Below are 26,498 nucleotides of genomic sequence, written 5' to 3' on the forward strand. Positions count from 1 at the left end.
GTTTTCGCGGTGGGTCTGCGTGGACAAGTCCGTGCGGGGTCTGTGGTTGCGAGGCGCAGGGTGGTCAACGCCTCGCAACTGAGGGGGTTAAGCCAGGCTTTGCTTGATACCATCCAGGAAGAGCTGCACGGCCAGCATTACCAGTACCATACCCATCAGGCGCTCTACCGCGATCAATCCGCGATTCCCCAGCAGGCGGGCGAGTGGTGACGACGCTAGCAGAATCACCGCGGATACCGCCCAGGCCCCAAGCAGCGCCAGAGTCCAGTCCCACAGTTGTTCCCCTTCGCTGTTTGTCATCAGCATAAGAATTGCCATGGTGGACGGCCCTGCTACCAGCGGCACGGCGAGTGGTACAAAGAAGGGCTCCCCCTCCAGCCGCTCTCCCATGATGCCCCCCTCGATGGGGAAAACCATTCGAATTGCGATCAGGAAAAGAATAATCGCCCCAGCAATCCGGATGGCCTCTTGGGAGAGCCCCAGCCATGCCAAAACGAACCGGCCGCCATAAAGGAATACCAGCAGCACAATCAGGGCGAAAATCAGTTCGCGCATAATCACATAGAGTTGCCGCTTGGGCGGGACATTCTTCAGAGCGGCGAGGAATACCGGGATGTTGCCCAGTGGGTCCATTACGAAGAGGAGAGTTAAGAAGGCGGTTAATGTGTCCATGATGGCGGTATAGCTGAATGATTGTGGAAAAACCGGCTTTGTTCGTCTTAACAGGGTTACCTTCTAAAATCTTATGACTTTCCCTGCCATACCCGGCAGCGCTACAGGTCAAAAGATAAAAGCAGGGAGTTAAGGCAATATGAGTACGAGCTCAGCCTCGAGCTGGCAGTCCTACTGGCAGCAGGCGGGTGATAAACAGGTCTGTGAGCTTGGTGGGACAGACCATCCGGCCATTAGTCAATTTTGGCACAGATTTTTTAGTGATGCGCGTCTGAGTGCAAAAAGTGTGTCGCCTAGGCTGCGAATTATTGATGTCGCCAGCGGTAGTGGTGCGGTTTTTGAACATTTGTTTTCGATTGTGGATGAAGCGTGCTGCGACAGTGTGTGTGTTGATTTGTCATACGGCGCTGTAAAAGCAGTAAAGAATCGCCGGCCGGCCGTAACCGGGGTTGTGGCCAATGGTTTGGCACTGCCCCTTGCGGAGAGCTGTGCGGATATTGTTGTGAGCCAATTCGGTATTGAGTATGCAGGTCTTGATGCTGTAACCGGGCTGCACAGCCTGATTAGGCCGCAGGGGCGGCTCGCATTGCTTTTGCATCACAGGGGTGGCGCCATATATGGCGAGTGTTATCACAACTATTTGGCTCTGCGGGAGGTTCAGAAAAGTGGCTTTTTACAGGGGGCCATTGATATGTTCCCTCTCGCATTCAATGTGCTGAGGGGGGGGGAGCGATCTGAGTATGAGCGAGTTTCACAAAGGTTGATTCCGGCATTTCGCCATATGGAGCGAATCATGGCGAAATTCGGGAATCAAGTTGCGGCTGGAGTCGTTCGAAAGCTGTATCTGGATGTGGACCATATACATTCAAACCTGCCGGCTTTTGAGCTGTGTGAAGTCGACGCCTGGCTTCGTCAGGCTGTCTGCGAGCTGGAGAGCTATGCGGAGCGCATGCACTCCATGTGTCAGTCCGCATTAGGCATTGAGCAGTTTGAGTCGTTGAAGAGCGGGTTGATTTCCGAAGGCTTTCAGTTGCACGTCGCGGAATCGCTTAGTGCACCAGATTGCTCGGCACCTCTGGCCTGGTCCATTCTTGCTGAAAAAGTGAAATAGTAGTTCCTTTACCTTTATTGAGACGAGGGGCCGTATCACATCGACGGCCCGCTGTGGATATACAATTTCCACAACGGTAATATGTGGTCCTGTCCCAGAGGCAGGTAGAAAGGAATTTGATAATTAAGTAGGGCACTGATATGAAACTGAAGATGATTTTTTGTGTTTTGTTGGGGGTGGGGATCCTGGCCGGGTGTGCGTCAGGAGCTGGTGAAAAGGCGCCTGCTGCTAACCAGAACGGCTCTGCTTCAAAAGGCCTTGCCGCTACAGAAGAAGAAAAAATTTGTAAAGTGCGAGCCATTACTGGATCTCGATTCAAGCAAAAAACCTGTATGACTCAGGAAGAGTGGGACCGCATGGCCTACGAAACCAAGAAAATGCTGGAAGAAGACACGCGCAGTAAACCTACCAATTACTAGTAGCGCGAGAGTCTGTTTCTCTATCCATAATGGTGTTGTTTGCGGAAGGCGCTTTGGCTATCGACTGGTAAGCCAAGGTGCCTTTTTTCCGTTTGGGAGGTGTGAAATAGTGGCAGTTAGTTTTCTAAATTTTAATTTGACTCCTGGGTCTTGAAGTTATGAGTGTGCCAGCACATATCCGAGAGCGTCTGCGTGAGGCAAGGGTGCTCGCCGAAAGTAAGAAATTTGATGAAGCGGAAAAGCTGTATCGAAAGTTGCTCTCTGGCTCTGGCTCAGAAGATGCGGTGTATCGCGAGTTGTTCCAGTTTTATGTGCAGCAGAATAAGCCGAAGCAGGCGATGTCGTGTCTGGAAGAAATGGCGCATTTCTTTGATGATACTCCTGAGTGGTGGCATCAATTAGCTCAGTATGCGCAATCCCGTGGGGATCTTGAGAAGGCGATATTCGGTTATCAAATGTTCCTGGGTAGGGTGCCTGATCGCCCCAATTCCGTGTACAACTTGGCGTATTTATTGAAACAGGTTGGAAGGCTTCATGAGGCGCTGACGTGGTATCGAAAATCCTTGGAGATGGGGGTTTCGGGTAAAGAAGAGGTTTACACCAATATGGGGGTAATCCTGTCTGAATTACGGCGAGAGTCTGAAGCGCGCGATTGTTACCGCAGGGCGCTGGAAATTCGCGACGGCTACTTACCAGCTATCTTGAACCTCGCCGCACTATTTGAAGAGTCTGGTGATCATAAGGCGGCTACCGCCCTGTATGAAAAAGCATTGGCTGTAGATGGAAAATGCGTATTGGCAATTTGTCGCTTGGCCTACCTCACCTCCGCAAAGCACCCGGATGAACCACTGATTCAAAGTATATTTACTATGCTGAAAAACAGTCGATTATCCAGGTCTGAAGTCGAAGAGTTGAATTTTTCACTTGGAAAGCTGTTGGATGACTGTGGTGAGTATGAGAGAGCATTTTCCTCCTATTCAGAAGCGAACAGGTTGGGAAGGTCCAGGTTTACGCCTTATCGCAAAGACGTACAATCACAGTATGTTGATAGCCTGATAAGTTCTTTTTCTGGTGATATGACCCAGGTTGCTGGTTACAAATCGAATCTCGCACCGATATTTATCTGCGGTATGTTTCGCTCCGGATCCACACTGGTTGAGCAGGTGCTAAGTGGGCATTCTGAAATAACATCCGGGGGAGAGCTGGATTTTTTTCCGCATCTGGTTGCAGGGTTGGGGGATCGCTACCCAGCTAAGCTCGAAAATCTTGATGCAGGTTTTTACCGAAAAGCAGGGGAGGACTATCGCGATTTTCTTTCAGATCGATTTGCGGATGGAACAATTGTCACAGACAAGCGGCCAGATAATTTTTTGCATGTGGGGTTGATCAAGCGTGTGTTGCCTAATGCTCGCTTTGTCTGGACAAGAAGGGGACTTCTGGATAACTGCCTCTCGGTGTACTTTCAGCAACTAGGTGGGGGGATGAACTACTCCGCTGACCTTGATGCGATTGGACATTTTTTTGTAGAGCAGGAGAGGCTGATGCATCACTGGCAGAGTTTGTTTCCCGACAGTATTTTGGAGGTAGGGTATGAAAGTCTGGTGATGTCTCCGGAGAAAGAGGTCCGAAGGATGTTTGATTTTCTTGAAGTTGCCTGGGAAGAGGGTTGCCTGGATTTTCAGCAGCGCAATAACTATGTCAAAACTGCCAGCGTTTGGCAGGTTAGGAATGCTTTGCATACCGGTTCAATAGGTCGCTTCAAAAATTACCAGTCATATATTTCCGTGCTAAATAAATATTTGCAGGGCAATCAATAGTCCTGCTTTCTCTGTCGGTTGCCATGATTGTGGCGTAGTTTCAGGACTGGACACAGATAGTAAAAAGGCGCGGTGGTTTCCCACCGCGCCTTTATTTTTGCCTAATTCGTAAGAATTAGAAGTCTACAGAAACACCCAGGAAGGCATAGCGACCCAGAGCGTCATAAACGCCAGGGAAGGTGTTGCCGTTACCGTAGATGCCAGCGCCAGCGTCAGCAGTCAGCGGCGGCTCTTCATCCAGCACGTTGCTGATACCGCTGCGAACAGTGACGTTGTCAGTGGCAGACCAGGCTGCGGCGAGATCGAAGTAGCTGATCGCGTCGAAGTCAGCGCCGTTACTGCCGAGGTCAGTAACTTCGCCGATGTAACGCCAGCTACCTGTTACGTCGACGTTCCAGGGGGTTGCCCAGGTGGTGCGCAGGGTGCTTACGTACTCGGGAGTCGGGGTGCCACAGGAGCTGTTCCAGTTTCCGGCACAGCTTTCGATCGGCTCACCAACGAACTCTTGCTGGTCCCACTTGGTCAAGTAAGTAGCGATGTAGTTCATATCGATGGAGCCGTAAGCACCAACATCAAAGCCGTAGTTAGCATTGATATCAACACCTTCGGTTTCGAAGAAGCCGATGTTCACATCGGTAGCGGTGATGCCGGCAGAGCCGATCCACAGGTTGCCGTTTGCACCACGGCTTACTGCGTCACAGAACAGGGCGTTACCGGTTTCCGCACAGCGACGCAATACGGTTTCAGGGTTGATACCTGCGATGGCTTCGGTTACCTGGATGTTGAAATAGTCAGCGCTAACGGTCAGGCCTTCAACAAATTCAGGAGAGTATACGATACCGAAAGATACGGTTTCTGACTCTTCCGGTGCCAGGTCCGGGTTACCACCGCCAACATAGTTGTACTGGCCAGCCGGGGAATCGAAGTTGCCACCGTAAGTAGTGGAAGTGGTGCCAGTGTTGGCACACTGTGCTTCGCTGTACTCTGGGCCGATTACAACGCCATCGTCATCGGTGCGAGAGCCACATGGGTCGTAAGTCATGTCGAACAGGCCGATAGACTGAGCGCGGTACAGTTCACGGATATTCGCGTGACGTACTGCGGACTGGAAGCTCGCGCGAACTTTCAGATCGCTAGTCGGTTGCCAGTCAGCAGCCACTTTGTAAGTGTCGGTCTGCACATCGGTGGAGTAGTCGGAGTAGCGGTAAGCTAATTCCAAACCCAGGTACTCAGCGCCCGCCATACCGCTCAGCAGCGGGATATTGGCTTCGGTGAAGATTTCTTTTACGGAAAGCTTACCGTCTACTGGCAGGGTCGGACCACCTTGACCTGCACCTTCACCATTCTGGAAGCCAGAATCGGGGGAGTAGTTCAGGGATTCACGGCGGCTTTCGAGACCTGCAACGATCGCCACACCGGTGTCAGCTGTCGGCAGCTTTACGCCGTAGTCAGTCAGGTCGCCAGTTACGTATCCAGAAACGATTTCCTGATCGGTGGTACCGCGGGCGAACAGAGGTAATACCAGGTAATCGATAGCTTCCTGAGTTACGCCACCTTCCTGGAAGATATTCCACGGCACACAGTTCGGATCGGAGCCGTCCAGTACGGATTGACAAACCGGATTGCCATCGACATCTGAACGAACGTCTAGTGCGCGACGGATGCGAGTGGTGGACATGTCGTTCAGGTAAGTTTGCTCAAGGCTAACTTCAGAGTACTGGCCGTAAACATCGTAAGCCCAGTTCTCGTTGATATCACCGCGAACACCGAACACACCGCGGAAGGTGGTGTGGCGCATATCATCTTGACGAGGACCGCCTTCAACATTACGACGACCGATGTAGACAGCACCCGGAGTAGTGGTAACTTCGCCAGTATCCGGATCGGTGTTTACAACCTCAAGATCACTTACGAACTGGTCTTTGCCCAGGCCATAAACGCCACAGATTGCGTCGTACTGTTCGTCAGACAGGAATGGGTTGCCACAGAACAGATCGTTGGTTACGAAGAAGGCACCAGAAGGAGCGATCTGCGCAACGGTGCGGTCATCTGCGTACATTACCTGGGTGTAGGCTTCTGCATTCTCATTGATTTCGTAGTGACCGAAGGCGCCCATGGTCCAGCGCTCGTCCGGACGCTGGAAGTAGTTCAGCGGGCCGTAGTTGTACAGGCGGCTGAAGTCAGTGAAGCCGTCGCCATCAACGCTGTAGTCGAACCCTTCAGTGGTATCACCTTTGTTCAAACCGAAGTCGGTGAAACGACCCCAGGGTACAGTGGAGGAACCGCCGCAACCGAAAGAGTCCGGGCTGCCGGAAACCGCACAACCACTGTAGTCGCGGTCGGCCTGCAGTACTGCGTCAATTTTACGGTAGTTAGCGTAAGCAGTTACGTTGCCGCGACCGCCGTCCAGGTTGGCACCGATGATCATGGAGAAGTCATTGGTTTCGCCATCGGTAACGCTGCCGTCGGCTACGTCAAAGCCATTGGAGGTTACCAGGTCCTGCATGTCGCTGTTGTTGTTGTTGTGCTGGTACACGCTGGTTTGAGACTCGAAGCGAACGCCTTCAAAGTCATCCATCATGATGAAGTTCACAACACCTGCAATTGCATCAGAGCCATAGGTCGCGGAAGAGCCACCAGTCAGAACTTCTACGCGTTCAACCAGAGCACCGGGGATCTGGTTAAGGTCGGCGCCAGAACCACCAGCCAGCGGAGAGCCTGCAGGCATACGGCGACCGTCGATGAGTACGAGGGTGCGCTGTGAGCCGAGGCCGCGAAGAGAAACGGTTGCAGTACCAGTGGAGCCGTTGGCTTGGCCAGCGGTTTGGGTTGCTGCTACCTGAGGCAGGTCGTTGATCAGGTCTTCAACGCGAACCACACCAGTTGCTTTCAGATCTTCTGCGCTAACAGAAGTTACCGGGCTTACGCTTACGTCATTGGCGCGCTCGATACGAGAACCGGTAACGACCACTTCTTCTACCATTTGCGCATCTTCTTGTGCGAATGCAGGCAGGGCAGGAACCATGATCGTAGCGGCTACTGCTACGGACAGAAGGTTCTTTTTCATTGTAAATCCTCTCTTGATCGTTGGATTTATAGTGTGTTGCCAAGGATTGGCGTGTGCGGAAATGACTACCCCCAAGTGGTCATTTCCTTCCCAACGTGTATTTAACGGATCAGGGATAAGTTCCCTCAAAAAAAAATAAAAAAACCGCATGAATGGATAAAAGTCACGTTAGTCATGCTGGGCTTTTTTGGGGACGTTCGTCTGAAAATTGCGGGGCGGGCGTTAAATGCGGGGTAGGTACAGTAGCAGGCAAAAAAAAGCCCTGCGCGAGGCAGGGCTTTCAAGAGAGGTTTTAAAGGCTTAGAACTGCAGCGTCACACTTCCGTAGAAGAAGCGGCCGACGGTGTCATAGCTTCTCATCAGGGTGTTCATGTCATCGTAGTTGGTGACATAAGGGGGCTGCTGATTCCACATGTTACGGATGCCGCCGGTCAGGGTGACATTCTCCCAGCGGAAGTAATTGAAGTTCATGTCCTGATACCAGGTGGTATCAATGTGAGTCGCCAGGGCTGCAGGAGATGGGTCGATATCATCCACTTCGCCCAGCATGCGCACGGTAGTGAAAGCGCTCCAGCAGTCGTACTCGTAACCCACGGTTCCGTAGAACTTCCATTCCGGGAAGGCAACAATGGCGGTGGTTACCGGGTCCGCACCGAAGTAACCGGCGAGGTCAATGGTCGGGTCTTCCGAGCTGCCGCGGTATTTCCACTCGTGTAGATAAGTGGCAGAAAGGTTGACACTTACTACGCCGGGACCTACATCCATGCTGTAGTCGAAGCCCAAATCGACACCGGAGGTTTCGAATTTGGCGACGTTCTGGCTGTTCAGCAGCTGGCCGGCGATGGTGTTGTCGTTCGCGCGGTATGGGCTGGTGGGAGACGGGCTGCTGCCGACCGCCGCTGCACCGGTGATCAGGTCACACAATGGAGAGCTGAATCCAGCGCTTTCGTAACATCCCTGCACAATGGTGTTGGTTGTCAGGGTGCCGATGGCATCGTCAATGTTGATGTTGAAGTAATCAACGGTGAAGCCCATGTTGTCTGTCCAGGATGGTGTCCACACCATGCCCAGAGTCCAGCTATCAGATTTCTCAGCTTCCAGGTCCGGGTTGCCGCCGAACAGGCCGGTCGCTTGCGGAGAGACGATCGGGGTACCCGGTGCGATACCGTCCGCGGCGCAGTTTGCCTGAACGTTCGGGTTAAAGCTGCTGTCCCAGCCGTTACAGGGGTCTGCGTATGTCTCAGCTGACACAGTTGGGGTCAGGTAGAGGTCATCCAAACCGGGAGCTCGGAAACCTTGGGAGTAGGTGCCGCGGAAGCGAAGCTCATCCAGTGGTGCATATTCAATAACGGCACCATAAGTGGTATCACTACCGATGGTGTTGTAATCGGAGTAGCGGAAAGAGGCTTCGAAAGCGAGGATTTCAGCCCAAGGGCGACCTTCTAATACAGGTACGCGTACCTCACCGTAGAATTCATCCACGCTGTAGTTGCCACCCCAGGCGTCTCCGTTAACGAAGTAAATTTGGCCAATTTCCGCTGCGCCATCCGGTACGATTTCAGTGCGCTCAGCGCGATGCTCATAGCCGACGGCCCAAGCGGGTGCTTCACCTGTCAGAGCCCAGTCTCCAAAGTCACCTACAAGGTTGGCCTGTAAGCTGCGCAGTGAAGAGCGCTCAACTGGGGAGTTGGTCACCAGGGCGTAGTTTTGCATTTCATCGGTCAGAGTGCCTGCGGCGAATGGATTCCAGGCAGTCACGCCAGTGGCGCCCACGGCAGCAGCACAGTCAGGGTCGGCAGCACAGGCGACGGGATCCAGCAGATTCTCGAAGCGCACGGTATTGCCGCGGCCGCGATCAATTTGAGTGTCTACCCAGCGAGAGTAGTTGTAGGAGAGATCCCAGGTCCACTCGTTGCAGAACTCCCCTTCAAGGCCGACAACGCCACGCCAGGTGTTCAGATCCTGTGAGAAAGAGCGTCCGCCGGTTTCTTCCAGGCGGCGACCAATATTTACCGGTTCCCCGATCGGGTTGTAGGGGTTGGTCACCGGTACTTCTGGTCCCCAGAAGGTACCTTCAGCAGCCATCAGCTGGTCAGAGCGACGGTTTACGAAAGACAGTTCGGTAAAGGCGTTAATGTCGGTAACGTCTTTCCAGTCGTATAGCTCGTAGGTACCGTAGCCATAGATGGAGGCAACTTTTTGCGGCGTAGTCAGGTAACTGGCTGCGGCAAAGTTGTATCCATCGGTGGTGGAGTTGAAGTTACGCACATTACCGGTGACCGGGTCCACGATCAGCTGGCGGTCGTCCGCGGTCGGTGAGAAGCGCGCAGGAATAGTGGTAGGGCTACCGCCGCACACGACATTGCCGCCCGACTCTCCCAGCGGACACGCTGAGAATCGACGGTCGCCTTGCCAGATATCATCGCGCTTTGTGTACTGCGCGTTCAGCATCACATGGCCTTTATCGTTGCCGGTGCCGATGGTCATTGCTGCCAGATACTCGTCACCATCGCCGTGTGTGGACGATCCGTAATCGAATGTTAGCTCGGCGCCCTCAAATCCTTTCTTGGTGATGATGTTGATAACACCTGCGATGGCATCTGACCCGTAAATGGTTGACGCGCCGTCACGCAGAATTTCCACACGCTCAATTACCGAGGTGGGGATGGTGTTAAGGTCTACCACGCCGGTGGCGCCACCGGAGGAGCTGAGGCGGCGTCCATTCATCAAAATCAGGGTGCGGGAAGAGCCGAGGCCGCGCAGAGAGACCGTGGCGAGACCGCCACTGCCGTTGTTGACCGAGGAACCCAGTTGGCCACCAGTCATTGAAGGAATATTTTGCAGGAAGTCTTCCAGTGTTGTCTGACCTGACTGCTCCAGTTGGGCTGCATCAAACACGCTGATTGGCGTGGCGCTATTGGCGTCCGTCGCACGCTGAATGCGAGAACCGGTTACAACAATTTCCTCAACCTGCGCCTGTGCATCCTGAGCAATAGAAACGGTAGAAAAGCTGGATGTAACGGCGGCAGCTGCGATCGCGCCCTTGATTGCCCGAGAAAGACGGGTTTTGTCCATGGTATACCTCTCCTGATACCGGTGATGTTCGCCGAATTGGCCATGCCCTCCCTGACAACTACATACATCTATCAACAAGAGGCTTGCTAACAACCCTAGAACAATTTTTTCAAGTTCAAGGATTTTCGTGAATGAAATTGCGCCTTTGGTACGTTTTCGCCAATTGTGACGTCAAAAGCGGGGCAAAAAACGAACAGTGTGTGCGCTGGTTTTTAAAGGGCGCGTATGAAGTGCGCTTCAAAAACAATGGGCAAACAAACAGGAGGTGTGCGCCGTGGTGTCGGGCGGAAGATGTTCAGGGATCAGAATAGAGGGAAATTTCAGGGGGGGTGAAATAAAATGGCACGCGCTGCTTCACATGTTAAAGCTGAAGGTGGCGTACCAGTAGCGCCCGGTCAATTCGTAGGTGCGGGCATCAAAGTTGTCGTTAAAAGCCGACGCTGCAAATGGTGGGGCCTTGTCCGTCAGGTTGTCGATACCGATGGCAAATCGAAACCCGGTTGGTACAGCGTAAGCCACCTGCAAATCGTGTGTGGCCCAGCTGGGGATGTCGCGGCTCACAGTCGCATCGTTGAGCGTAAAACTTTCCACCAGGTTGCTGACGTAGTGGATGGTGTAACCGCTTTCCCAGCGCCCGCGCTGCCAGTAGAGACCGGTGTTGGCTTTCCATTGGGGCAGGGAGCCAGCGCCCCCGCTGGCAGAGTCGGCAAAGGTGCCGGCCAGGTCTTCAACGGGGCTTCCGGGGGCCAGCTGGTTCAGGTAGCGCACCATATGGCTGCTGTTCATGGACCAGCGAATCAAACCGAGCTCTTTTGATTGGTGCTGGTAGCGCAGCGTGGCGTCGACGCCGCGGACTTCCCTGGCGCCGATATTGAGGCGAGTTGCAACGACGCGGGTGATATCGCCGCGCTCATCTCTCTGTACGCGATCGGCAAACAGGCCATTGTTTGCGTTTTCATTGATCAGGTATTGCGGACTGGTGTCTATGACGTCGTTTTGACGGATGTCGTACAGGTCCAGGCTGGCATGGAAACCGGTGAAGTCCCCGGGCGTCCACACAATACCCAGAGACCGGTTGTCAGAGGTCTCTGGTTGTAGCTCCGGGTTGCCGCCGAATTCGGTGAGGTACTGGATTCGCGCCTGATCCGCGCGGCCACTGCAGCCGGGTAGGCTCTCCGCATTGCTATTGGTGCAGGGGTCGAACAGAAACTCCTGGCTCTGGTATCCGGTCTGGTTCATGTCCACCAGCGTTGGTGCCTTGAACCCGGTCGCGTAACTGGCGCGTACCAGCAGGGTTGGCAACGGGCGCCATCGCAGGGCCAGCTTCGGATTGGCGGTATTGCCAAAATCGCTGTAGTCGGAGTAACGGATCGCGCCATCAAGCCACAAGCGCTCGGCTTTTAATGGCAGAGAGATTTCAGCGAAGGCCTCGCCTATGAGCCGTTGACCCTGTGCCGCGCCCGATGCTACACCACCGATCAAGGAGAATCCGTCGGCATCCGTCGAAGTAAAGTCAATGGCTTCCCTTCGCAGCTCTACACCCGCAGCGGCAAGGATATCGCCCGCGGAATTTTGGCCCAGAGGGCCGTCGGCAATATAGGTAATTGAGGCCATCCGGCTGGCGCCGTCCACATGGTTGGCGCTGCGAATATAGTCCAGCTGGGCCTGGTCGATACTGCCGGTTAGTCCGAGCAGGTTGACCGGCGTGCAACCCACGCTTTCCGTGCAGGTGCTCGGGCCTTTTAGCCCTAGGGAGAGGTGATGGGGGTCTATCAGGTTTGTCAGGGTTTCTTTGGCGCGAGTGTAGTGGGTCGCTGCGGTAAGCTCCCACTGCCAGTCATCCATCAGTCCTTTAAAGCCGGTATTCAGGCGGTAAGTATCGGTGCCGTTGTACTGAACCCTGGGGCCAAGCTCCAGCACTCGCTTGCGCACGTCGGTGATCTCTTCGCCAAACGGGTTGTATATATTGTCGCTGGCAATGGCCAGGTCGCCATTGTCAAACCGGGTAAAGACGGGTGTCGGAGCAAGTGTGGATTCGGAGCGGGTACGCACCGTCATTAACTCCGCAAACCCCTGGGTTTCTTCATTCAGCCGGTGATTGACTGCAATATATATAGATTGGCGCTCCGAGGGCACGCGTGCAGAGGTGTGTTCGCGAAAGTTGTACAGGTCTTCCGGCGTCCAGGCTCTATAGCCATCGGCGGCATTGGCGACCACCCTGTCGGACAGGGCGATATAGCCCTGCGGGGACGCCGAGGAGCGCAGATCGGTGCCGCCCCGGGGGCGGTTGTCTGCGGAGGCGGAAAGATTGCGGTCGCGGCTGAGGATTCCACCCTGGCGGTAGTCCGCAAGGCTGAGCATCAGGTGGGTTTCTTCATTGCCACCGCCCCAAGTGAGACTGTAGGAGCTGGTTTCCTGATCGCCACGCTCTGCCTGCCCGAAATAGGTGTTTATCGAGAGACCGTCGAAATCCCGGCGCAAAATAATATTCACTACGCCGGCGATGGCGTCGGAGCCGTAGACGGCGGAAGCGCCATCTTTCAGCACTTCGATCCGATCCACGGCTGAGAGCGGAATGGTATTCAGGTCTGCGGCTTCACCGCCAAAGCCATTGCTGACGATGCGTCGGCCATTGATTAGTACCAGGGTGTTGCTCGCCGGGAGGCCACGCAGGGTGACGGTGGCCGTGCCGTTTCCGCCGTTGGTGACCGACGTGCTGGTAGAGTTACCCGATACCGCGGGCAGGAATTTCAATAGCTCCGATATGGTCTGGGCGCCGGTAATCTCGAGCTCCGGCTGTGCGAGGACGTCAATCGGAGCGTAGCTGTCGAGTTTCAGGTGGCGCAGGTGACTGCCGGTCAGGCTGCGTCCCGTTACGATCACTTCGTCCTCGGGCAGTAGCGCGCTGTCCGTCGCGTTTTGCTCGGGTTCTTCTTTTTTCGCCACAATAGCGACGGCATTGGTACCGGTATGCCTGAAGGTCAGGTCGGACCGTTCCAGCAGCTGGTGCAGGGCCGGGGCAATGCTGCCGTCTGGTGTTTCAAGGTGTAGCGGGGGAATCTGAATAGAGGAGGCGCTGTCGGCCTGCACCACCAGGGAGACCCGACACTGGCGACCGAGGGAAATCAGCGCGCGAGCCAGGCTGCCGGAAGGAACCTGAACACCGGATTTCGGGCAGGCGGCACTACTACTCTGAGCGAGTAACATCAGCCCTGTCAGTGACAGTGTTGCCCAATGCCGGTTGTTCAATTCTCTCATCCCACCCATGCCCGGCACGATCAGCAACCGGAAAGCACAGCCAATTTCTCGTTCGTTTTGTGGTGTGGGTAACCGACCAGCTTTTGGCTAAAAAAAGTACGGTTACCCGGGGCGAGAGTTATATCTTAGTTACGCTTGGGTGACAAGAGAGTCAGGTTGGGGTCGCTCTGATCCTGATCCAGATCGAGAGCTGCAGCGATCGCTGCCAGGGTGCTTTCCGGGTCTGCCAGCTCGAAGGTGCCAGAGAGTGTTTGCTCCCCTACATTGGGCGCGGCAGCAGCGGGGACTTTCAGGTAGCGGTTGAGTTCTTCAAGGGCTTCGTCGAGCGGGGTGCGGTCGAAGACCAGCTGGCCGCGGGTCCAGTCCAGGGCCTCGTCTGCCGAGGTGTGGCCCACATCGGAGAGGCCGCTGTTGGACACACTGACTTTCTGGTTGCGGGTCAGCTTGACGCTTTCCGGCTGCAAGCCACTGGCAGTACGGGCCTCACTTACCGCGACGGTGCCCCCGGTGACGGAGACGCGGGTGTTGCCGGGATTCCGCTCAACGTTGAACTGAGTACCCAGTACACGAATCTTGGCCTCGCCCGCCGCTACGGTGAATGGGCGGGACGTCTGGCGTGCAACATCAAAATAGGCTTCGCCGCGCAGTAACTGGGTGCGGCGCTCATCGCGACTGAACTTGACGATCAGTTCAGAGTTTGTGTTCAGCTGAACCTCGGAGCCATCAGCCAGGGACACTGTGCGGGTTTCGCCCACCGCTGTGGCATATATCTGTTGCTGGACCGGTGATTGTTGCAGCCACTCATTGCCAACCCAGAGGGCGACGGCCAGGCAGGCGGCAACGGCGCTGCCGCCGAACAACCATTGAGGCAGATTCCATACGGCGGTGTCGGTTGTGTCTTCACGGGAGGCGGCGGGGGTTGCCGGCCGGGAGGTGGTGCAATGGTTGCTGCTGGGCACACTTTCCGGATAGAGCTCATCCAGGGGCATATGTGACAGGGCGCCAAGGTCGCCCCACAGCTCGGTCATCTCGTCAAACGCCTGACGGTTGGCGGTGGAATCAGACATCCAGGCGGCAAAAGCGCGGCGGTCAGCATCGCTGATCGCGTCGGAACGCAGGCGCGCAATCCAGGCGCACGCCTGATCGAGCCTGTCTTCCATTGGTACGTCTTGTACTTCCTGAGGATTCACCGCACTAACACCTTGTTTTCCGATAACCTATCGAGCTGCCTGTCAGAGTTGTCTTTTGATTAAATGGTGAATCTCTAGAACCATTTACGCCTGTCTGCACCAATATGGTGCTATTCAAGGGCGTTCAAATCAACGCTTCTGTTCGTCCTGCGCAATTTATGCAATAAAAGTTCGCAAAATTTAGCACATTATCTATGTGGTTTCCGTTCTTTTTTGTACGGATGCTGCCACTCACAATTAAGACGATCGACTGGCCTCCCCCCTCAATTCTTTTTCAGGTTTTTTGCTGCACTGCGGTGCACCTCTGGCCAGCAATGCGCCAAGCTTGTTCAAAGGTGGTTCGCGAGGCAACAGAAGTGCGCCTGGCTGTCAGGTTTCTGCGGCGAGTGGCGATGTGCGGGGAGGCCATCCAATAGTTCGTTAGGAAGGTGGTGCGTTACGCGGGAGTTCCGACTTTCTGGCGACAGACCTTGAGTGCCTGCAGGATGTATTTCTCAACACTGCTCACGGAAATGTTCATCTCGTGGGCGATTTCAGCGTAGGAGAGGCCGCGGCTGCGGTGTAGCAGGAACGCTTGACGGCACTTCAGCGGCAGGCTGTCCATGGCCTGGTGAATGGCCTGCAGCTGTTGTCGGGCAGCGAGGACGCGCTCAGGGGACTGGTGATAGCCGTGATCGTCATCGCCAGGGGTGGCTCCTTCCGGAGGTAGTTGCTGGCTGACGTACTCAATGTGCAGCTTGCCGCGACGCAGCTGGTCTACCGCCAGGTTGTTGGCGATCTGGAACAGGTAAGCCCTGGGATTCTCGAGATCTTTTTCGTCGCTGAGTTTTTGCAGGCGCAGATAGGCATGCTGGGCAATATCCTCCGCATCCTCGTTGCTGCGCACGATGCGTGCGATAAACCGCACCAGTGCCTGGCCATGATCGGCAAACAGCTTCTCCAGAAGTGACTTCCGGGCTTTACTCATTGGTTGGTGGGATCCCCGTACTGCGCTCGTTGTGTTTGTTATAAGGCGGGCATCGCCAGTTATAACACAGCGACACAGCAATCGACGAGTGGTCGTTTTGACACGATAAGATGACTGAACCTGTCAACTTGTCTTCAAACATTGTGCCTACTCGCGCTGAAAGGTGGAATTTCATGACCGCTGGCGTATCTCTACTCCTGAGCAGCGATGCCGGTATAATGGCCGACTTTTCGAGTTTTGCGACGGGCCAGCCATATCTGGCCCGTGACCAATCATCATATCGTGGCACCTTCATGGCAGTTGCCACTGCGGAGAACGAATGAGTTATCAAGTACTGGCGCGAAAGTGGCGGCCGCGGTTGTTCCGGGAAATGGTCGGGCAGGAGCACGTGCTCCAGGCTCTGATCAACGCCCTGGACAACAACCGTCTGCACCACGCCTACCTGTTTGCCGGTACTCGCGGTGTGGGTAAAACCACCATAGCGCGGATTCTCGCCAAGTGCCTGAACTGTGAGACCGGCGTGAGCTCCGAGCCCTGCGGTCAGTGTTCTGTGTGCATGGAAATCGCCGATGGCCGCTTTGTCGACCTGATTGAGGTGGATGCTGCCTCTCGCACCAAGGTGGAAGATACCCGCGAGCTGCTGGAGAACGTGCAGTACGCGCCGACCCGCGGCCGCTACAAGGTGTACCTGATCGATGAGGTGCACATGCTCTCCAACAGCTCGTTCAACGCGCTGCTGAAAACCCTGGAAGAGCCTCCGCCCCACGTCAAATTTCTGCTGGCCACCACGGACCCGCAAAAACTGCCGGTGACCGTATTGTCCCGCTGCCTGCAGTTCAATCTCAAGAATATGAGCCCGGAGCGGGTGGTCGAGCACCTGCGCTTTGTACTGGAAAAAGAACTGGTACCGTTTGACGAGCAGGCCCTCTGGCACCTCGGCCGTGCCGCTGATGGCAGTATGCGCGATGCCATGAGCCTCACCGACCAGGCCATCGCCTTTGGCGGCGGCAAGATCAGCGAGGCGGAAGTGCGGGCCATGCTGGGTACTCTGGACAGCACCCTGGTGTGGAAGCTGGTGCAGGCCCTGGCCGACGAGAACCCGTCCGCACTGTTTGACGCGGTAGGGGAGCTGTCTGAGCAGGCACCGGACTATAGCGCGGCCCTGGCGGAGCTGGCGTCCATCCTGCACCGCATTGCCATTGCACAGGTATTGCCAGAATCCATCGACAATGCCCTCGGTGATGCGGAACTTCTGCAACACCATGCCGCCTCCATGGCCGGGGAAAACGTTCAGCTGTTTTATCAGATGGCGCTGCTTGCGCGCCGGGACCTGCCGCTGGCGCCGGACCCCCGCGGTGGTTTTGAAATGGCGCTGCTGCGCATGCTTGCGTTCAAACCTCAGGGGGTCGCCCATATTCCCACGGCGCCGCTGGCGGGGGCCGGTGCGTCGGCGCAGGCTGCACCGTCACCACAAGCTGCTCCGGTAGAACAGAGTGCGGCAACGCAACCGGTGGTCGAAGCCCAGCCGGTAGGAACGCAACCTGCGGTGGAACAACCGCGGCCTGCAGCGCCCGAGCAGCAGCCCTCCGGACAACAATCTCCGGTGCAGCAACCGCCAGCGCAACAACGAGCAGAACACGAGGTGCGACCCGAGCCGGAAATGCAGCCGGCCCCGCCAGTAGACGATGCGCCCCCCTGGGATGACGAGCCGCAACTAACTCCTCAAACGGCTCCTCAAACCGGCGAGGTGGCAGCGGACATTGAAAAAAAGCCCGCTCCTGAAGTGGTGCCAGCAGTACCGGAACCAGCAGTACCGGAATTAGAGCCGCAACCAGAACCAGAGCTGGTGGTTCAGTCCGCCACGGTGGAGCCCCGGGATGATCGCGCCGAAATGCGCGAGCGTCTGCGTCAGCAAGTGGCCGAAGTGCAAGCTGCGCCGCCGCAACAATTCGCCGAGCCCGCACCGCAAGCGGCACCGGCTCCCGCTCCGGCCCAGGCTCCTGCACAGGAAGCCCCGGTACCTGCCGCGCGCCTGGAAGCGTTGACCCCGGGCAGCTGGCCGGCCATGTACCCACAAATGGGGGTGACCGGTATCCTGCATTCCATCGCCTCCAACCTGGAGTTACTGGGGCGGCAGAACAATATACTTTCCTTTACCCTGGATCAGACGCGCAGCAGCCTCTACGACGACGGCCACCAGCGGCGTCTAGCGGATGTGCTGGGTGACTTTTTCGGTCAGCCGGTCACCGTTCAGATTCAGGTGGGTGATGTTTACGGCGGAACCCCCGCACAGCTGATCGCCGCAACGCGCGAAGCCCAGCTGCTTTCCGCGCGGGATTCATTGAACAAGGACCCCGTAGTGCAGGAGTTGCAGAGTGAACTAGGCGCACAGCTGGTACCGGACTCTGTCGAATACTTGGGGTGAGAGCCTGGGTTAAGAGTCCGGGTTGAATATCCGGTATGAAGTGAGCCCGAAAAAACGCGTTACTGAATCGAGATTCAGAACCAAGCAGAACTATTTTGAGATTAAGGAAATTGCCATGATGAAAGGTATCGGCGATTTGATGCAACAGGCCCAGAAGATGCAGGCCGACATGCAGGAGCGCATGGAGAAAGTGCAGCAAGAGCTGACCGACTTGCGCGTAACCGGTGAATCCGGTGCGGGCATGATCAAGGTCACCATGAACGGCCGCCACGATGTGGTGGACGTGAATATCGATGCGAGCCTGCTGGGCGAAGACAAGGAAATGCTGGAAGACCTGCTCGCCGCTGCGGTCAACGACACCGTGCGCCGGGTGGAAGAGGCTGCGCAAAAAGTGCAGAAAGAGCAGATGGGTAATCTGGGTGCCGGCATGAATCTGCCGGAAGGCTTCAAATTCCCGTTCGGATGAATGGGACCCGTGGACCCGTCTGTGGTATTCGTCCCTGACAATTTTTCCGGGCCCTGCGTGGGCCCTTTTTACATTTGAACGCAAACTATGTTCAGTCCCCTGATTGAAGACCTGATTCGCGCATTGCGCTGTCTGCCGGGCGTCGGCCCCAAGTCGGCCCAGCGTATGGCCATGTACCTGCTGGAAAAGGATCGCGATGCTGCCGGTCTGCTCGCCAGCTCCCTGCAGCAGGCGGTGGAAAAGGTCGGCCGCTGCAGCCGCTGCCGTACACTCACCGAGCAGGAAGTCTGTGCCCTGTGCAATAACATCCGGCGCGATCATTCCATGCTGTGTGTGGTGGAAACCCCGGCAGATGTGCTCGCCATTGAACAGGCCGGTAATTACCACGGGCTGTACTTTGTATTGCACGGTCACCTGTCGCCTATCGATGGCGTTGGCCCCGCGGATATCGGGCTGGATGTACTGGGTGAGCGCTTGTCTGAAAAAGGCGAGGAGCAGGAAGGCTGCGGGATTCGCGAATTGATCATTGCCACCAACCCCACCGTGGAAGGCGAAGCCACCGCGCAATTTATTGCTGAACGCGCTCGCGCCAAGGGCGTGGCAGTCAGCCGTATCGCCCACGGTGTTCCCATTGGTGGGGAGCTGGAATACATCGACGGCGGCACCCTGGCCCACGCATTCAACAGCCGCACGGTGCTGTAAAAAGGTGAGTTCTATCAATACTTCGGAAAAGCAACTTGTAGACACCACGCCCATCTGGGTGGATAGCGATGCACAACTGGCTGAGCTTTGCAGCCGCTGGCGCACCCAGAGTGCGGTGGCGCTGGATACGGAATTTATGCGCAGTCGCACCTTCTATCCGCAACCGGCTCTGGTGCAGGTAGGGGATGGCAAGCACTGCTACCTGATCGACAATCTCGCGATTGAAAACCTGGAGCCGCTGAAGGAATTACTGCAGGACACCCGCGTGGTAAAAATCATGCACTCCTGTAGTGAGGATCTGGAAACCCTGGACCGCCTGCTCGGCGCGATTCCTGATCCCATTTTCGATACCCAGATCGCCGCTGCCATCACCGGCATGGGTGCGGGTCTGGGCTATGCGGCCACCGTCAGTCAACTGTTGCAGATTGATCTGCCAAAAAGCGAAACCCGCTCAGACTGGCTACAGCGTCCTTTGAGTGATTCACAGAAGAATTACGCCGCGCTCGATGTAGCCTGGCTGCCGTTTGTTTACGGTATTTTGCTCAAGCAACTGCGCGAGCAGGATCGACTGGACTGGCTGTGGGAAGACTGCACGGCGATGGTGGAAGCGGCGCGCCGGCCAGAGCCGCCGGAACAATACTACCTCAAGGTGAAAGGTGCCTGGCGCCTGCGCCAGAATCAGCTGGCCGTATTGCAGGATCTGTGTGCCTGGCGAGAGCAGGAAGCGCGCGCGCGCAATATGCCGCGCAATCACCTGCTGAAAGAAAATGTGTGTATGGCGCTCGCGCAGAATATGCCGAAGTACCTTGCCACACTGGCACAGCCCGGGCTGGAAGGAAAAACACTGCGGCGCTATGGCGAAACCCTGTTGGAGATTATCACCCGCGCTGCCGAGCGCGAGGATCCTCCCGCGCGCCTGCAGCAGCCGTTGAACCGCGAGCAGGGCGAAGTGCTCAAGCTGCTGCGTAAAAAGGTCACCGAACTTGCGGAAGCGGCGGGGCTGCCAGCGGAAATTCTGGTGCGCAAAAAAGAGCTGGAAGTCCTGGTGCAGGCCCAGCAACCGGAATTGGAAGGGCGCCTCACGGGATGGCGTCGCGCAGTAGTGGGCGAACCACTGCTGCAGGAACTGAAAGAATTGAAACGATGAGCAAACAAATCTGTGATATTTACCGCAGCCCGCGGAACGATGAAATGTACCTCTACGTACTCAAGCAAGAAGGCATGGCGCGGGTGCCCGAAAAGTTGCAGGAAATGTTCGGCAAGCCGGTACACGTCACCACCCTGTTGATTACCCCTGAGCGCAAACTGGCGCGCGCGGATGTGGACAAGGTCATCAACGCGTTGCAGGATCAGGGCTATTATCTGCAGATGCCGCCGGTGGTAGACGATGAGATGCGGGCAATTGCCGCGCAGAACAGCAAGCTTTCTCGTGGTTAGTCAGCGGCCTTTCTGGCAGAGGAAAACCTTACAGGAGATGACCGCGCAAGAGTGGGAATCCCTGTGTGACGGTTGCGGACGCTGTTGTCTGCATCGGCTGGAAGATGAGGACTCCGGAGAAATCGCGACCACCTGTGTATCCTGCAAACTGCTGGATACCCACAGCTGTCAGTGCAAGGATTACTCCAATCGCAAGCAGCATGTACCGGACTGTATCCAGCTGACGCCGCAGGGCGCGGCAGATTTTACCTGGCTTCCGGCAACCTGCGCATACCGCATTCTCGCCAGCGGCGGCCGGTTACCCGAGTGGCACCCACTGATAAGTGGTGATCCCGAGTCGGTGCACAAGGCAGGTATATCGGTACGCGACAGTGTCATCAGCGAAACAGAAGTGCAGGCCGATGACTACGAAGAATATATTGTGATCTGGTCTGGCGATGAGCCGGGCTGAAATAGAAAGAGACAAAAGAGCATTCAAATGGCAGAAGAGTTCAAGCTCGCCTGGGCGATTTACGCTGCGGGCGTCGTAGTATTACTGGCGGCCGGCTGGTGGTTTATGCGCAACTGGGGGTGGTCCTGGGTGCGTAACTTGCTGTTGTTGGTTGGCGCCACAGTTTTGCTGGTACCCGCGCGCGGTACCGAGGCCGATGGCCCACTGGTGCCGGTATTACCTCTGTTTGTCTACCAAACCCTGTTTGAAGAAAATGGCGCCACACCGGAGGTCTCCGCGAGTCTGGTATTTGCCGCCGGTGGCGCTATTGCGGTGATGCTGATTATGGGCATCGCTATGTTGATGATGCGCCGTCGCAAGGATCGCCCGATGACCGAGAGTGACCAGTACTGATCGTTCATATCCTCTCTTTCTGCGCCAGGTGGCCTGTTTAGCGGTTACTGGCGCCTTTCCCTACTTCCCTCTCGTCCCGCCTGAGCCGTTCGCGCCGCAAACTGCTATATCTAATTAAGCCCGTCGCAATACAACTGCCCGCAACAGTTGTGCGCAAATGATCAACAAACACAATAAGTGCCTGTCGTGGCGTTTGATGTGCATGGAATGAAGGGACAGGGATGCTCGATCACCTGCTGATTTTGACTGCGGTCATGCTGGTCTCCGGTATTCTCGGGGGCCTGGTCAATTACTACCAGATGCTGTTTACCGAAGAAGATCCGGCGGGCCTGGCGCGCTGCCTGATTATGGGGCTGTGTGGCGCCCTGATGGTGCCCATCTTTCTCAAGTTCACCCAGAGCGACCTGCTGATCGAGATTCAGGGTGACCCCTCGCGCCTGTTGATCTTCACCGGTTACTGCCTGCTCGCGGCCATCGCCTCCCGTATGTTCGTATTCAACGCCGCTCGCCGTCAGCTGCGGGATGCCAGTATCGCCCGTGCGCGGGTAGAAAATCTGGAGCAGGAAATCCGCGCGATGCAGCTGGAGATGATGCCGTTGCTGGAGCACGAGATCGAGGGAGACCCGGAGCAGGGGCCGACGCTCGACTTCAACCAGATCCGCAAGCTGGATGACAATGCGCTGCATGTCTTGAGTTTGCTGAACAACGGTGACTGCGTATTCCGCTCCCTGGCGGGGATGGTGCAGGAGGGTAATATGGAGACCAATTCCGTGGCCCGCGCCCTGAACAGCCTGCTGGTGCTGGAGATGGTGGGCAAGATCCACAGCCATCTGGGTATCCGCTGGTACATTACCGACAAGGGGCGCCAGGTTGTGCGCCGCCGCCGTTCACAGCCTGCGCAATCACTTTCTGACTGATTTTTATTTTCCGGTCGCGCTTAATCGTTATAAAACGAGGCGCGGCCGCTGCCGTCATCCAATCTGACCGATTCCGCCTTTGGCCCACTTGTGGGCTTCCTTTACCATGGATGTTTTCGATTCTCAGGCATTCGGAGCGTCCATGAAATTCACCGGTACCGACAGTTATGTAGCCACAGATGACTTGCAGATGGCGGTAGATGCCGCTGTCACTCTGCAGCGCCCGCTGTTGATCAAGGGGGAGCCGGGCACCGGTAAGACTCTGCTGGCGGAAGAGGTGGCGAGCAGCCTGGGGCTGAAACTGATCCAGTGGCATATCAAGTCCACTACCAAGGCCCAGCAGGGCCTGTACGAGTACGATGCGGTATCGCGCCTGCGGGATTCCCAGTTGGGGGTGGACCGGGTGCACGATATCGGCAATTACATCAAGAAGGGCAAGCTGTGGGAGGCCTTTGCGGCCGACGAGCGGGTGGTGCTGCTGATTGATGAGATCGATAAGGCGGATATCGAATTTCCCAATGATTTGCTGGTGGAAATCGATCGTATGCAATTTTTTGTGTACGAAACTGGCGAGACCATTACTGCCAAGCATCGTCCGATTGTGATCATTACGTCGAACAATGAGAAAGAGCTGCCGGATGCGTTTTTGCGCCGCTGTTTTTTCCACTACATCAGTTTCCCGGACCGCGCGACGATGCAGAAAATCGTGGATGTGCACTACCCGGACATCAAGCAGCAGCTGGTGGCCGAGGCGATGGATGTGTTCTTCCAGATCCGCGAAGTCCCGGGGCTGAAGAAAAAGCCGTCCACATCGGAGCTGATCGATTGGCTGAAGCTGTTGATGGCGGACGATATCTCCGAAGACGTACTGAAAAACCGCGATGGGTCCACTGCGATTCCGCCCCTCTACGGTGCGCTGCTGAAGAACGAGCAGGATGTGCATATGCTTGAGCGCCTTGCCTTTATGGCTCGTCGGGAAGGGCGCTGATTAGAACTGAGTGAGGTGGCGGCGGTGCTGGCGGGTGGAGGTTTGCGAAACACGCCGTGAACCCATCCATGGGGGCTCTTCCACGAGGTCCCTCTCGCGGAAGGTTTCGCAAACCTCCACCCGCCAGCACCACCTTCGCCCGAAACAATTCACTTCGTCGTGCGATTATTATGCTGATCGGATTTTTCCTAAACCTTCGCCGCTACCAGCTCCCGGTATCCATTACCGAACTCCTCTCGTTGCTGGAAGCCCTGCAACAACGCCTGGTTTACGCCAATCTGGACGAGTTCTATTTCCTCGCCCGTACCTGTCTGGTGAAGGACGAAAAACACTTCGACAAATTCGACCGCGCCTTCGCTGCCTATTTCAAAGACCTGGAAACCCTCGACGATATTCTGGAGCAGATGATTCCGGAAGACTGGCTGCGTGCGGAGTTTATGAAGCAGCTGAGCGAGGAAGAGAAGGCAAAGATCGAGTCCATGGGTGGACTGGAAAAGATGCTGGAGGAGTTTAAGAAGCGTCTCGAGGAACAGAAGAAAAAGCACAGTGGCGGCAATAAATGGATCGGTACCGGTGGCACCAGTCCGTTTGGCAACAGCGGCTATCACCCGGGTGGCATTCGTGTCGGTGGCCAGAGCCGCAACAAGTCTGCCTCCAAAGTCTGGGAAAAGCGCCAGTACCGCAACCTCGATGACAGCATCAGCCTCGGCACCCGCAATATTCAGGTGGCCCTGCGCAAACTGCGCAAATTCGCCCGCACCGGCGCTGCCGAAGAGCTGGACCTGAACGATACCATCCGCTCCACCGCCCGCAATGCCGGACTACTGGATATCAAGATGGTGCCGGAGCGGCACAATGCGGTAAAAGTACTGATCTTTTTTGACGTGGGTGGCTCCATGGATCCCTACGTCAAACAGTGCGAAGAACTCTTCTCCGCGTGCCGCAGTGAGTTCAAGCACCTGGAATATTTCTATTTCCACAATTTCATCTACGAACACGTGTGGAAAGACAACCACCGCCGCTACTCCGAAGCAACGCCCCTCGTTGACGTGCTGCGCACCTACGGCAAAGACTACAAGGTAATCTTCGTCGGCGACGCCGCCATGGCTCCCTACGAAATCACCAGCCGCTTTGGCAGTGTCGAACATATGAACGAAGAGCCCGGTGCGGCCTGGATGCAGCGGGTCACCAATACCTACGAGAAACTCGTCTGGCTAAATCCTTCCTCCGAAGAGTACTGGCAATATACCGCCAGTACCGGAATGACCCAGAAACTGGTCAATGGACATATGTACCCCATGACCATCGAAGGGCTGGATAGGGCGATTGCCTACTTGGTGAAAGGGCGTTGAATACTGGGACCGGGCAATAATTTGATCCCCGTCATGCCGGACTTGATCCGGCATCCAGCACTACGTAGCGCTGGATTCCGGCATGCGCCGGAATGACGCTAGTCGTTTATCCACCCTGCGAGCTGACCAGTAAGTAGCGCTCCGTCATGCTGGACTTGATCCGGCATCCAGTACTACGTAGTGCTGGATTCCGGGTCAAGTCCGGAATGACGACAGGGCTTTGAAAATTACTCCCCAAATTTTTTCTGAGGCGCCATATCGTGATCCGCGGTGATGCCAATCTCTTCTTTGGTAGTGTCTTTCACCACCGTGTGTTCTTCCTCCGCACCATGCATCCAGTCCACCAGCTTCTCGCGGATAAAGAACAATATCAGCCCGGCAATAATCGCCGCTGCCGCCACACCACCAAAGGTCGCCAGCGGCCCTGATTCGCCTACCAACTTACCAATCTCCGCCGCACCCTTGTTGGCGATACCGATAAACGCAAACCACAAGCCCATCATCACACTCAAATAACGCAAGGGCGCAAGCTTGGTCACCATCGACAGCCCGATGGGTGACAGGCACAACTCACCAATGGTGTGGAAAATATACGCCACCACCAGCCACCAGGGGCTTGCCTTGGCGGTCTCGGAATCGCCAATCTGCATCGCCGCACCGACCATGGAAAGGAAGCCCAGACCCAGAAAAATCAGACCGAGGCTGAATTTGGCCGGCGACGTCGGCTCCCGCGAGCCGAGCCCAACCCAGATACTCGCCACAATAGGCGCGAGGATGATAATGAACAGCGGGTTCACCATCTGCAGCCAGCTGGCCGGAATCTCGAAGCCGAAAATGTGCAGGTCGGTGTTGTACTTGGCAAACAGGTTCATCGAGCCCGCCGCCTGCTCAAACCCGGCCCAGAAGATCACCGTAAACAGACCGAGGATCAGAATCACCTTGATGCGATCGCGCTCTTCCACGGTCAGGGGGCGCTTTTTCTCCTCACCACTGAGGTTCGGCTTCAGGCCCAGCTTTGCCGATGGTTGGTTGCCGATTTCCCCCAGCAGTTTGTTCGACTGGGTCGCCTGCAGAATCAGGCCCAGCAGCATTCCCAGACCCGCCACCACAAACGCCAGCTGGTAATCCACCTTCTCGCCGATCCAGCCGATCACCAGATAGCCGAGAATCGAACCCAGGTTGATCCCCATATAGAAAATGGTAAATGCGGTATCCCGGCGCTTGTCGCCCTCGTCGTAAAGGTCCCCCACCATGGTGGAGATATTCGGCTTGAAGAAGCCGTTACCGATAATCATCAACGCCAGGCCAATCCACAGACCGTAGATCTGCGTACCATCGGGCATCCACTTGTGTGGGAAGCCCAGGGCAAATTGCCCCAGCATCATCAGTACGCCGCCGAACATGATGCAGCGCCGCTGTCCCCACACGTTGTCCGCCATCCAGCCGCCGAGGATCGGAGTCAGGTACACCAGCATGGCGTAGGTGCCGAGATAACTCAGCGCCTTGGACTGCAATTCGGTGTCAGACAGCGCTTCCCAGCCAAACGCCGCCGCAGCCGCGGCGGAGGTCAGGTAGAACACAAAGATACCGCGCATGCCGTAGTAGCTGAGGCGCTCCCACATCTCGGTGCCGAACAGCAGGAACAATCCTTTCGGGTGTCCCATCATCTCCCCGGCAGAGGCTGGGGGCTTTGGCTTGAGGTCTTGCATGGAGACTCCTGGAAAACGCAGGGCGCGGGGTTGTAACAGGCGCCACTGCCCTGAGTATAGACGGGGCGCATCGGAGGCAAGT

Annotated in this window: 20 protein-coding genes; 13 read left to right on the forward strand and 7 right to left on the reverse strand. The window is 56.1% G+C overall.

Annotated elements, in window-relative coordinates:
* Positions 1 to 87: 87 nt before the first annotated feature.
* A complete protein-coding gene (locus tag ACXAG1_RS06635) occupies positions 88 to 672 on the reverse strand; it encodes a MarC family protein (protein ID WP_255873261.1) in 585 nt (194 codons plus the stop codon).
* Between the two features lie 139 nt (positions 673 to 811).
* Between ACXAG1_RS06635 and ACXAG1_RS06640 the strand changes: the two genes are divergently transcribed.
* The 3 genes from ACXAG1_RS06640 to ACXAG1_RS06650 all read left to right on the forward strand — a co-directional run bounded on the left by ACXAG1_RS06640 (position 812) and on the right by ACXAG1_RS06650 (position 4,019).
* Positions 812 to 1,783, forward strand: coding sequence for a class I SAM-dependent methyltransferase (locus ACXAG1_RS06640; RefSeq protein ID WP_475119292.1), 972 nt, complete (start codon positions 812 to 814; stop codon positions 1,781 to 1,783).
* Positions 1,784 to 1,923: 140 nt separating this feature from the next.
* Positions 1,924 to 2,202: a hypothetical protein gene (locus tag ACXAG1_RS06645; RefSeq protein WP_475119293.1), complete on the forward strand. Its 279-nt coding sequence runs from the start codon at positions 1,924 to 1,926 to the stop codon at positions 2,200 to 2,202.
* Positions 2,203 to 2,366: 164 nt separating this feature from the next.
* Positions 2,367 to 4,019: a tetratricopeptide repeat-containing sulfotransferase family protein gene (locus tag ACXAG1_RS06650; protein WP_475119294.1), complete on the forward strand. Its 1,653-nt coding sequence runs from the start codon at positions 2,367 to 2,369 to the stop codon at positions 4,017 to 4,019.
* Between the two features lie 115 nt (positions 4,020 to 4,134).
* On the opposite strand, the gene ACXAG1_RS06655 is transcribed toward ACXAG1_RS06650, so the two are convergent.
* The 5 genes from ACXAG1_RS06655 to ACXAG1_RS06675 all read right to left on the reverse strand — a co-directional run bounded on the left by ACXAG1_RS06655 (position 4,135) and on the right by ACXAG1_RS06675 (position 15,576).
* Positions 4,135 to 7,086, reverse strand: coding sequence for a TonB-dependent receptor plug domain-containing protein (locus ACXAG1_RS06655; RefSeq protein WP_475092080.1), 2,952 nt, complete (start codon positions 7,084 to 7,086; stop codon positions 4,135 to 4,137).
* 300 nt (positions 7,087 to 7,386) lie between these two features.
* A complete protein-coding gene (locus ACXAG1_RS06660) occupies positions 7,387 to 10,161 on the reverse strand; it encodes a TonB-dependent receptor plug domain-containing protein (RefSeq protein ID WP_475092081.1) in 2,775 nt (924 codons plus the stop codon).
* A gap of 354 nt (positions 10,162 to 10,515) precedes the next feature.
* Positions 10,516 to 13,410: a TonB-dependent receptor gene (locus ACXAG1_RS06665; protein WP_475119295.1), complete on the reverse strand. Its 2,895-nt coding sequence runs from the start codon at positions 13,408 to 13,410 to the stop codon at positions 10,516 to 10,518.
* 134 nt (positions 13,411 to 13,544) lie between these two features.
* Positions 13,545 to 14,579, reverse strand: a complete 1,035-nt coding sequence (locus ACXAG1_RS06670) for a FecR family protein (RefSeq protein ID WP_475119296.1) — start codon at positions 14,577 to 14,579, stop codon at positions 13,545 to 13,547.
* A 466-nt stretch (positions 14,580 to 15,045) separates the two neighbouring features.
* On the reverse strand, positions 15,046 to 15,576 hold the full coding sequence (locus tag ACXAG1_RS06675) for an RNA polymerase sigma factor (protein ID WP_475092084.1): 531 nt from the start codon (positions 15,574 to 15,576) through the stop codon (positions 15,046 to 15,048).
* Between the two features lie 319 nt (positions 15,577 to 15,895).
* Here ACXAG1_RS06675 and dnaX point away from each other — a divergent pair, with 319 nt between their 5' ends.
* The 10 genes from dnaX to ACXAG1_RS06725 all read left to right on the forward strand — a co-directional run bounded on the left by dnaX (position 15,896) and on the right by ACXAG1_RS06725 (position 24,707).
* Positions 15,896 to 18,001, forward strand: a complete 2,106-nt coding sequence (gene dnaX, locus ACXAG1_RS06680) for a DNA polymerase III subunit gamma/tau (protein WP_475119297.1) — start codon at positions 15,896 to 15,898, stop codon at positions 17,999 to 18,001.
* A 118-nt stretch (positions 18,002 to 18,119) separates the two neighbouring features.
* The gene (locus ACXAG1_RS06685) at positions 18,120 to 18,467 is read left to right on the forward strand and encodes a YbaB/EbfC family nucleoid-associated protein (protein WP_475093929.1); all 348 of its coding nucleotides are present in this window, start codon (positions 18,120 to 18,122) and stop codon (positions 18,465 to 18,467) included.
* A gap of 87 nt (positions 18,468 to 18,554) precedes the next feature.
* Positions 18,555 to 19,169: a recombination mediator RecR gene (gene recR / locus ACXAG1_RS06690; protein WP_475092086.1), complete on the forward strand. Its 615-nt coding sequence runs from the start codon at positions 18,555 to 18,557 to the stop codon at positions 19,167 to 19,169.
* A 4-nt stretch (positions 19,170 to 19,173) separates the two neighbouring features.
* Positions 19,174 to 20,316, forward strand: a complete 1,143-nt coding sequence (rnd, locus tag ACXAG1_RS06695; protein ID WP_475092087.1) for a ribonuclease D — start codon at positions 19,174 to 19,176, stop codon at positions 20,314 to 20,316.
* On the forward strand, positions 20,313 to 20,606 hold the full coding sequence (locus ACXAG1_RS06700) for a YcgL domain-containing protein (RefSeq protein ID WP_475092088.1): 294 nt from the start codon (positions 20,313 to 20,315) through the stop codon (positions 20,604 to 20,606). The genes rnd and ACXAG1_RS06700 overlap by 4 nt, the downstream gene beginning before the upstream one ends.
* On the forward strand, positions 20,557 to 21,057 hold the full coding sequence (locus ACXAG1_RS06705) for a YcgN family cysteine cluster protein (protein WP_475092089.1): 501 nt from the start codon (positions 20,557 to 20,559) through the stop codon (positions 21,055 to 21,057). The genes ACXAG1_RS06700 and ACXAG1_RS06705 overlap by 50 nt, the downstream gene beginning before the upstream one ends.
* A 27-nt stretch (positions 21,058 to 21,084) precedes the next feature.
* Positions 21,085 to 21,450, forward strand: a complete 366-nt coding sequence (locus tag ACXAG1_RS06710) for a hypothetical protein (protein WP_475092090.1) — start codon at positions 21,085 to 21,087, stop codon at positions 21,448 to 21,450.
* A 221-nt stretch (positions 21,451 to 21,671) separates the two neighbouring features.
* Positions 21,672 to 22,367, forward strand: a complete 696-nt coding sequence (locus ACXAG1_RS06715) for a YEATS-associated helix-containing protein (protein ID WP_475092091.1) — start codon at positions 21,672 to 21,674, stop codon at positions 22,365 to 22,367.
* A gap of 142 nt (positions 22,368 to 22,509) precedes the next feature.
* Positions 22,510 to 23,355 (forward strand): AAA family ATPase, encoded by an 846-nt coding sequence (locus ACXAG1_RS06720; protein WP_475092092.1) that lies wholly within the window; start codon positions 22,510 to 22,512, stop codon positions 23,353 to 23,355.
* A 170-nt stretch (positions 23,356 to 23,525) separates the two neighbouring features.
* Positions 23,526 to 24,707, forward strand: coding sequence for a vWA domain-containing protein (locus tag ACXAG1_RS06725; protein WP_475119298.1), 1,182 nt, complete (start codon positions 23,526 to 23,528; stop codon positions 24,705 to 24,707).
* 227 nt (positions 24,708 to 24,934) lie between these two features.
* On the opposite strand, the gene ACXAG1_RS06730 is transcribed toward ACXAG1_RS06725, so the two are convergent.
* Positions 24,935 to 26,416, reverse strand: a complete 1,482-nt coding sequence (locus ACXAG1_RS06730; protein WP_475119299.1) for a peptide MFS transporter — start codon at positions 26,414 to 26,416, stop codon at positions 24,935 to 24,937.
* Between the last annotated feature and the right edge of the window lie 82 nt (positions 26,417 to 26,498).

It is taken from the genome of Microbulbifer sp. ABE4_465 (genome assembly GCF_056160765.1).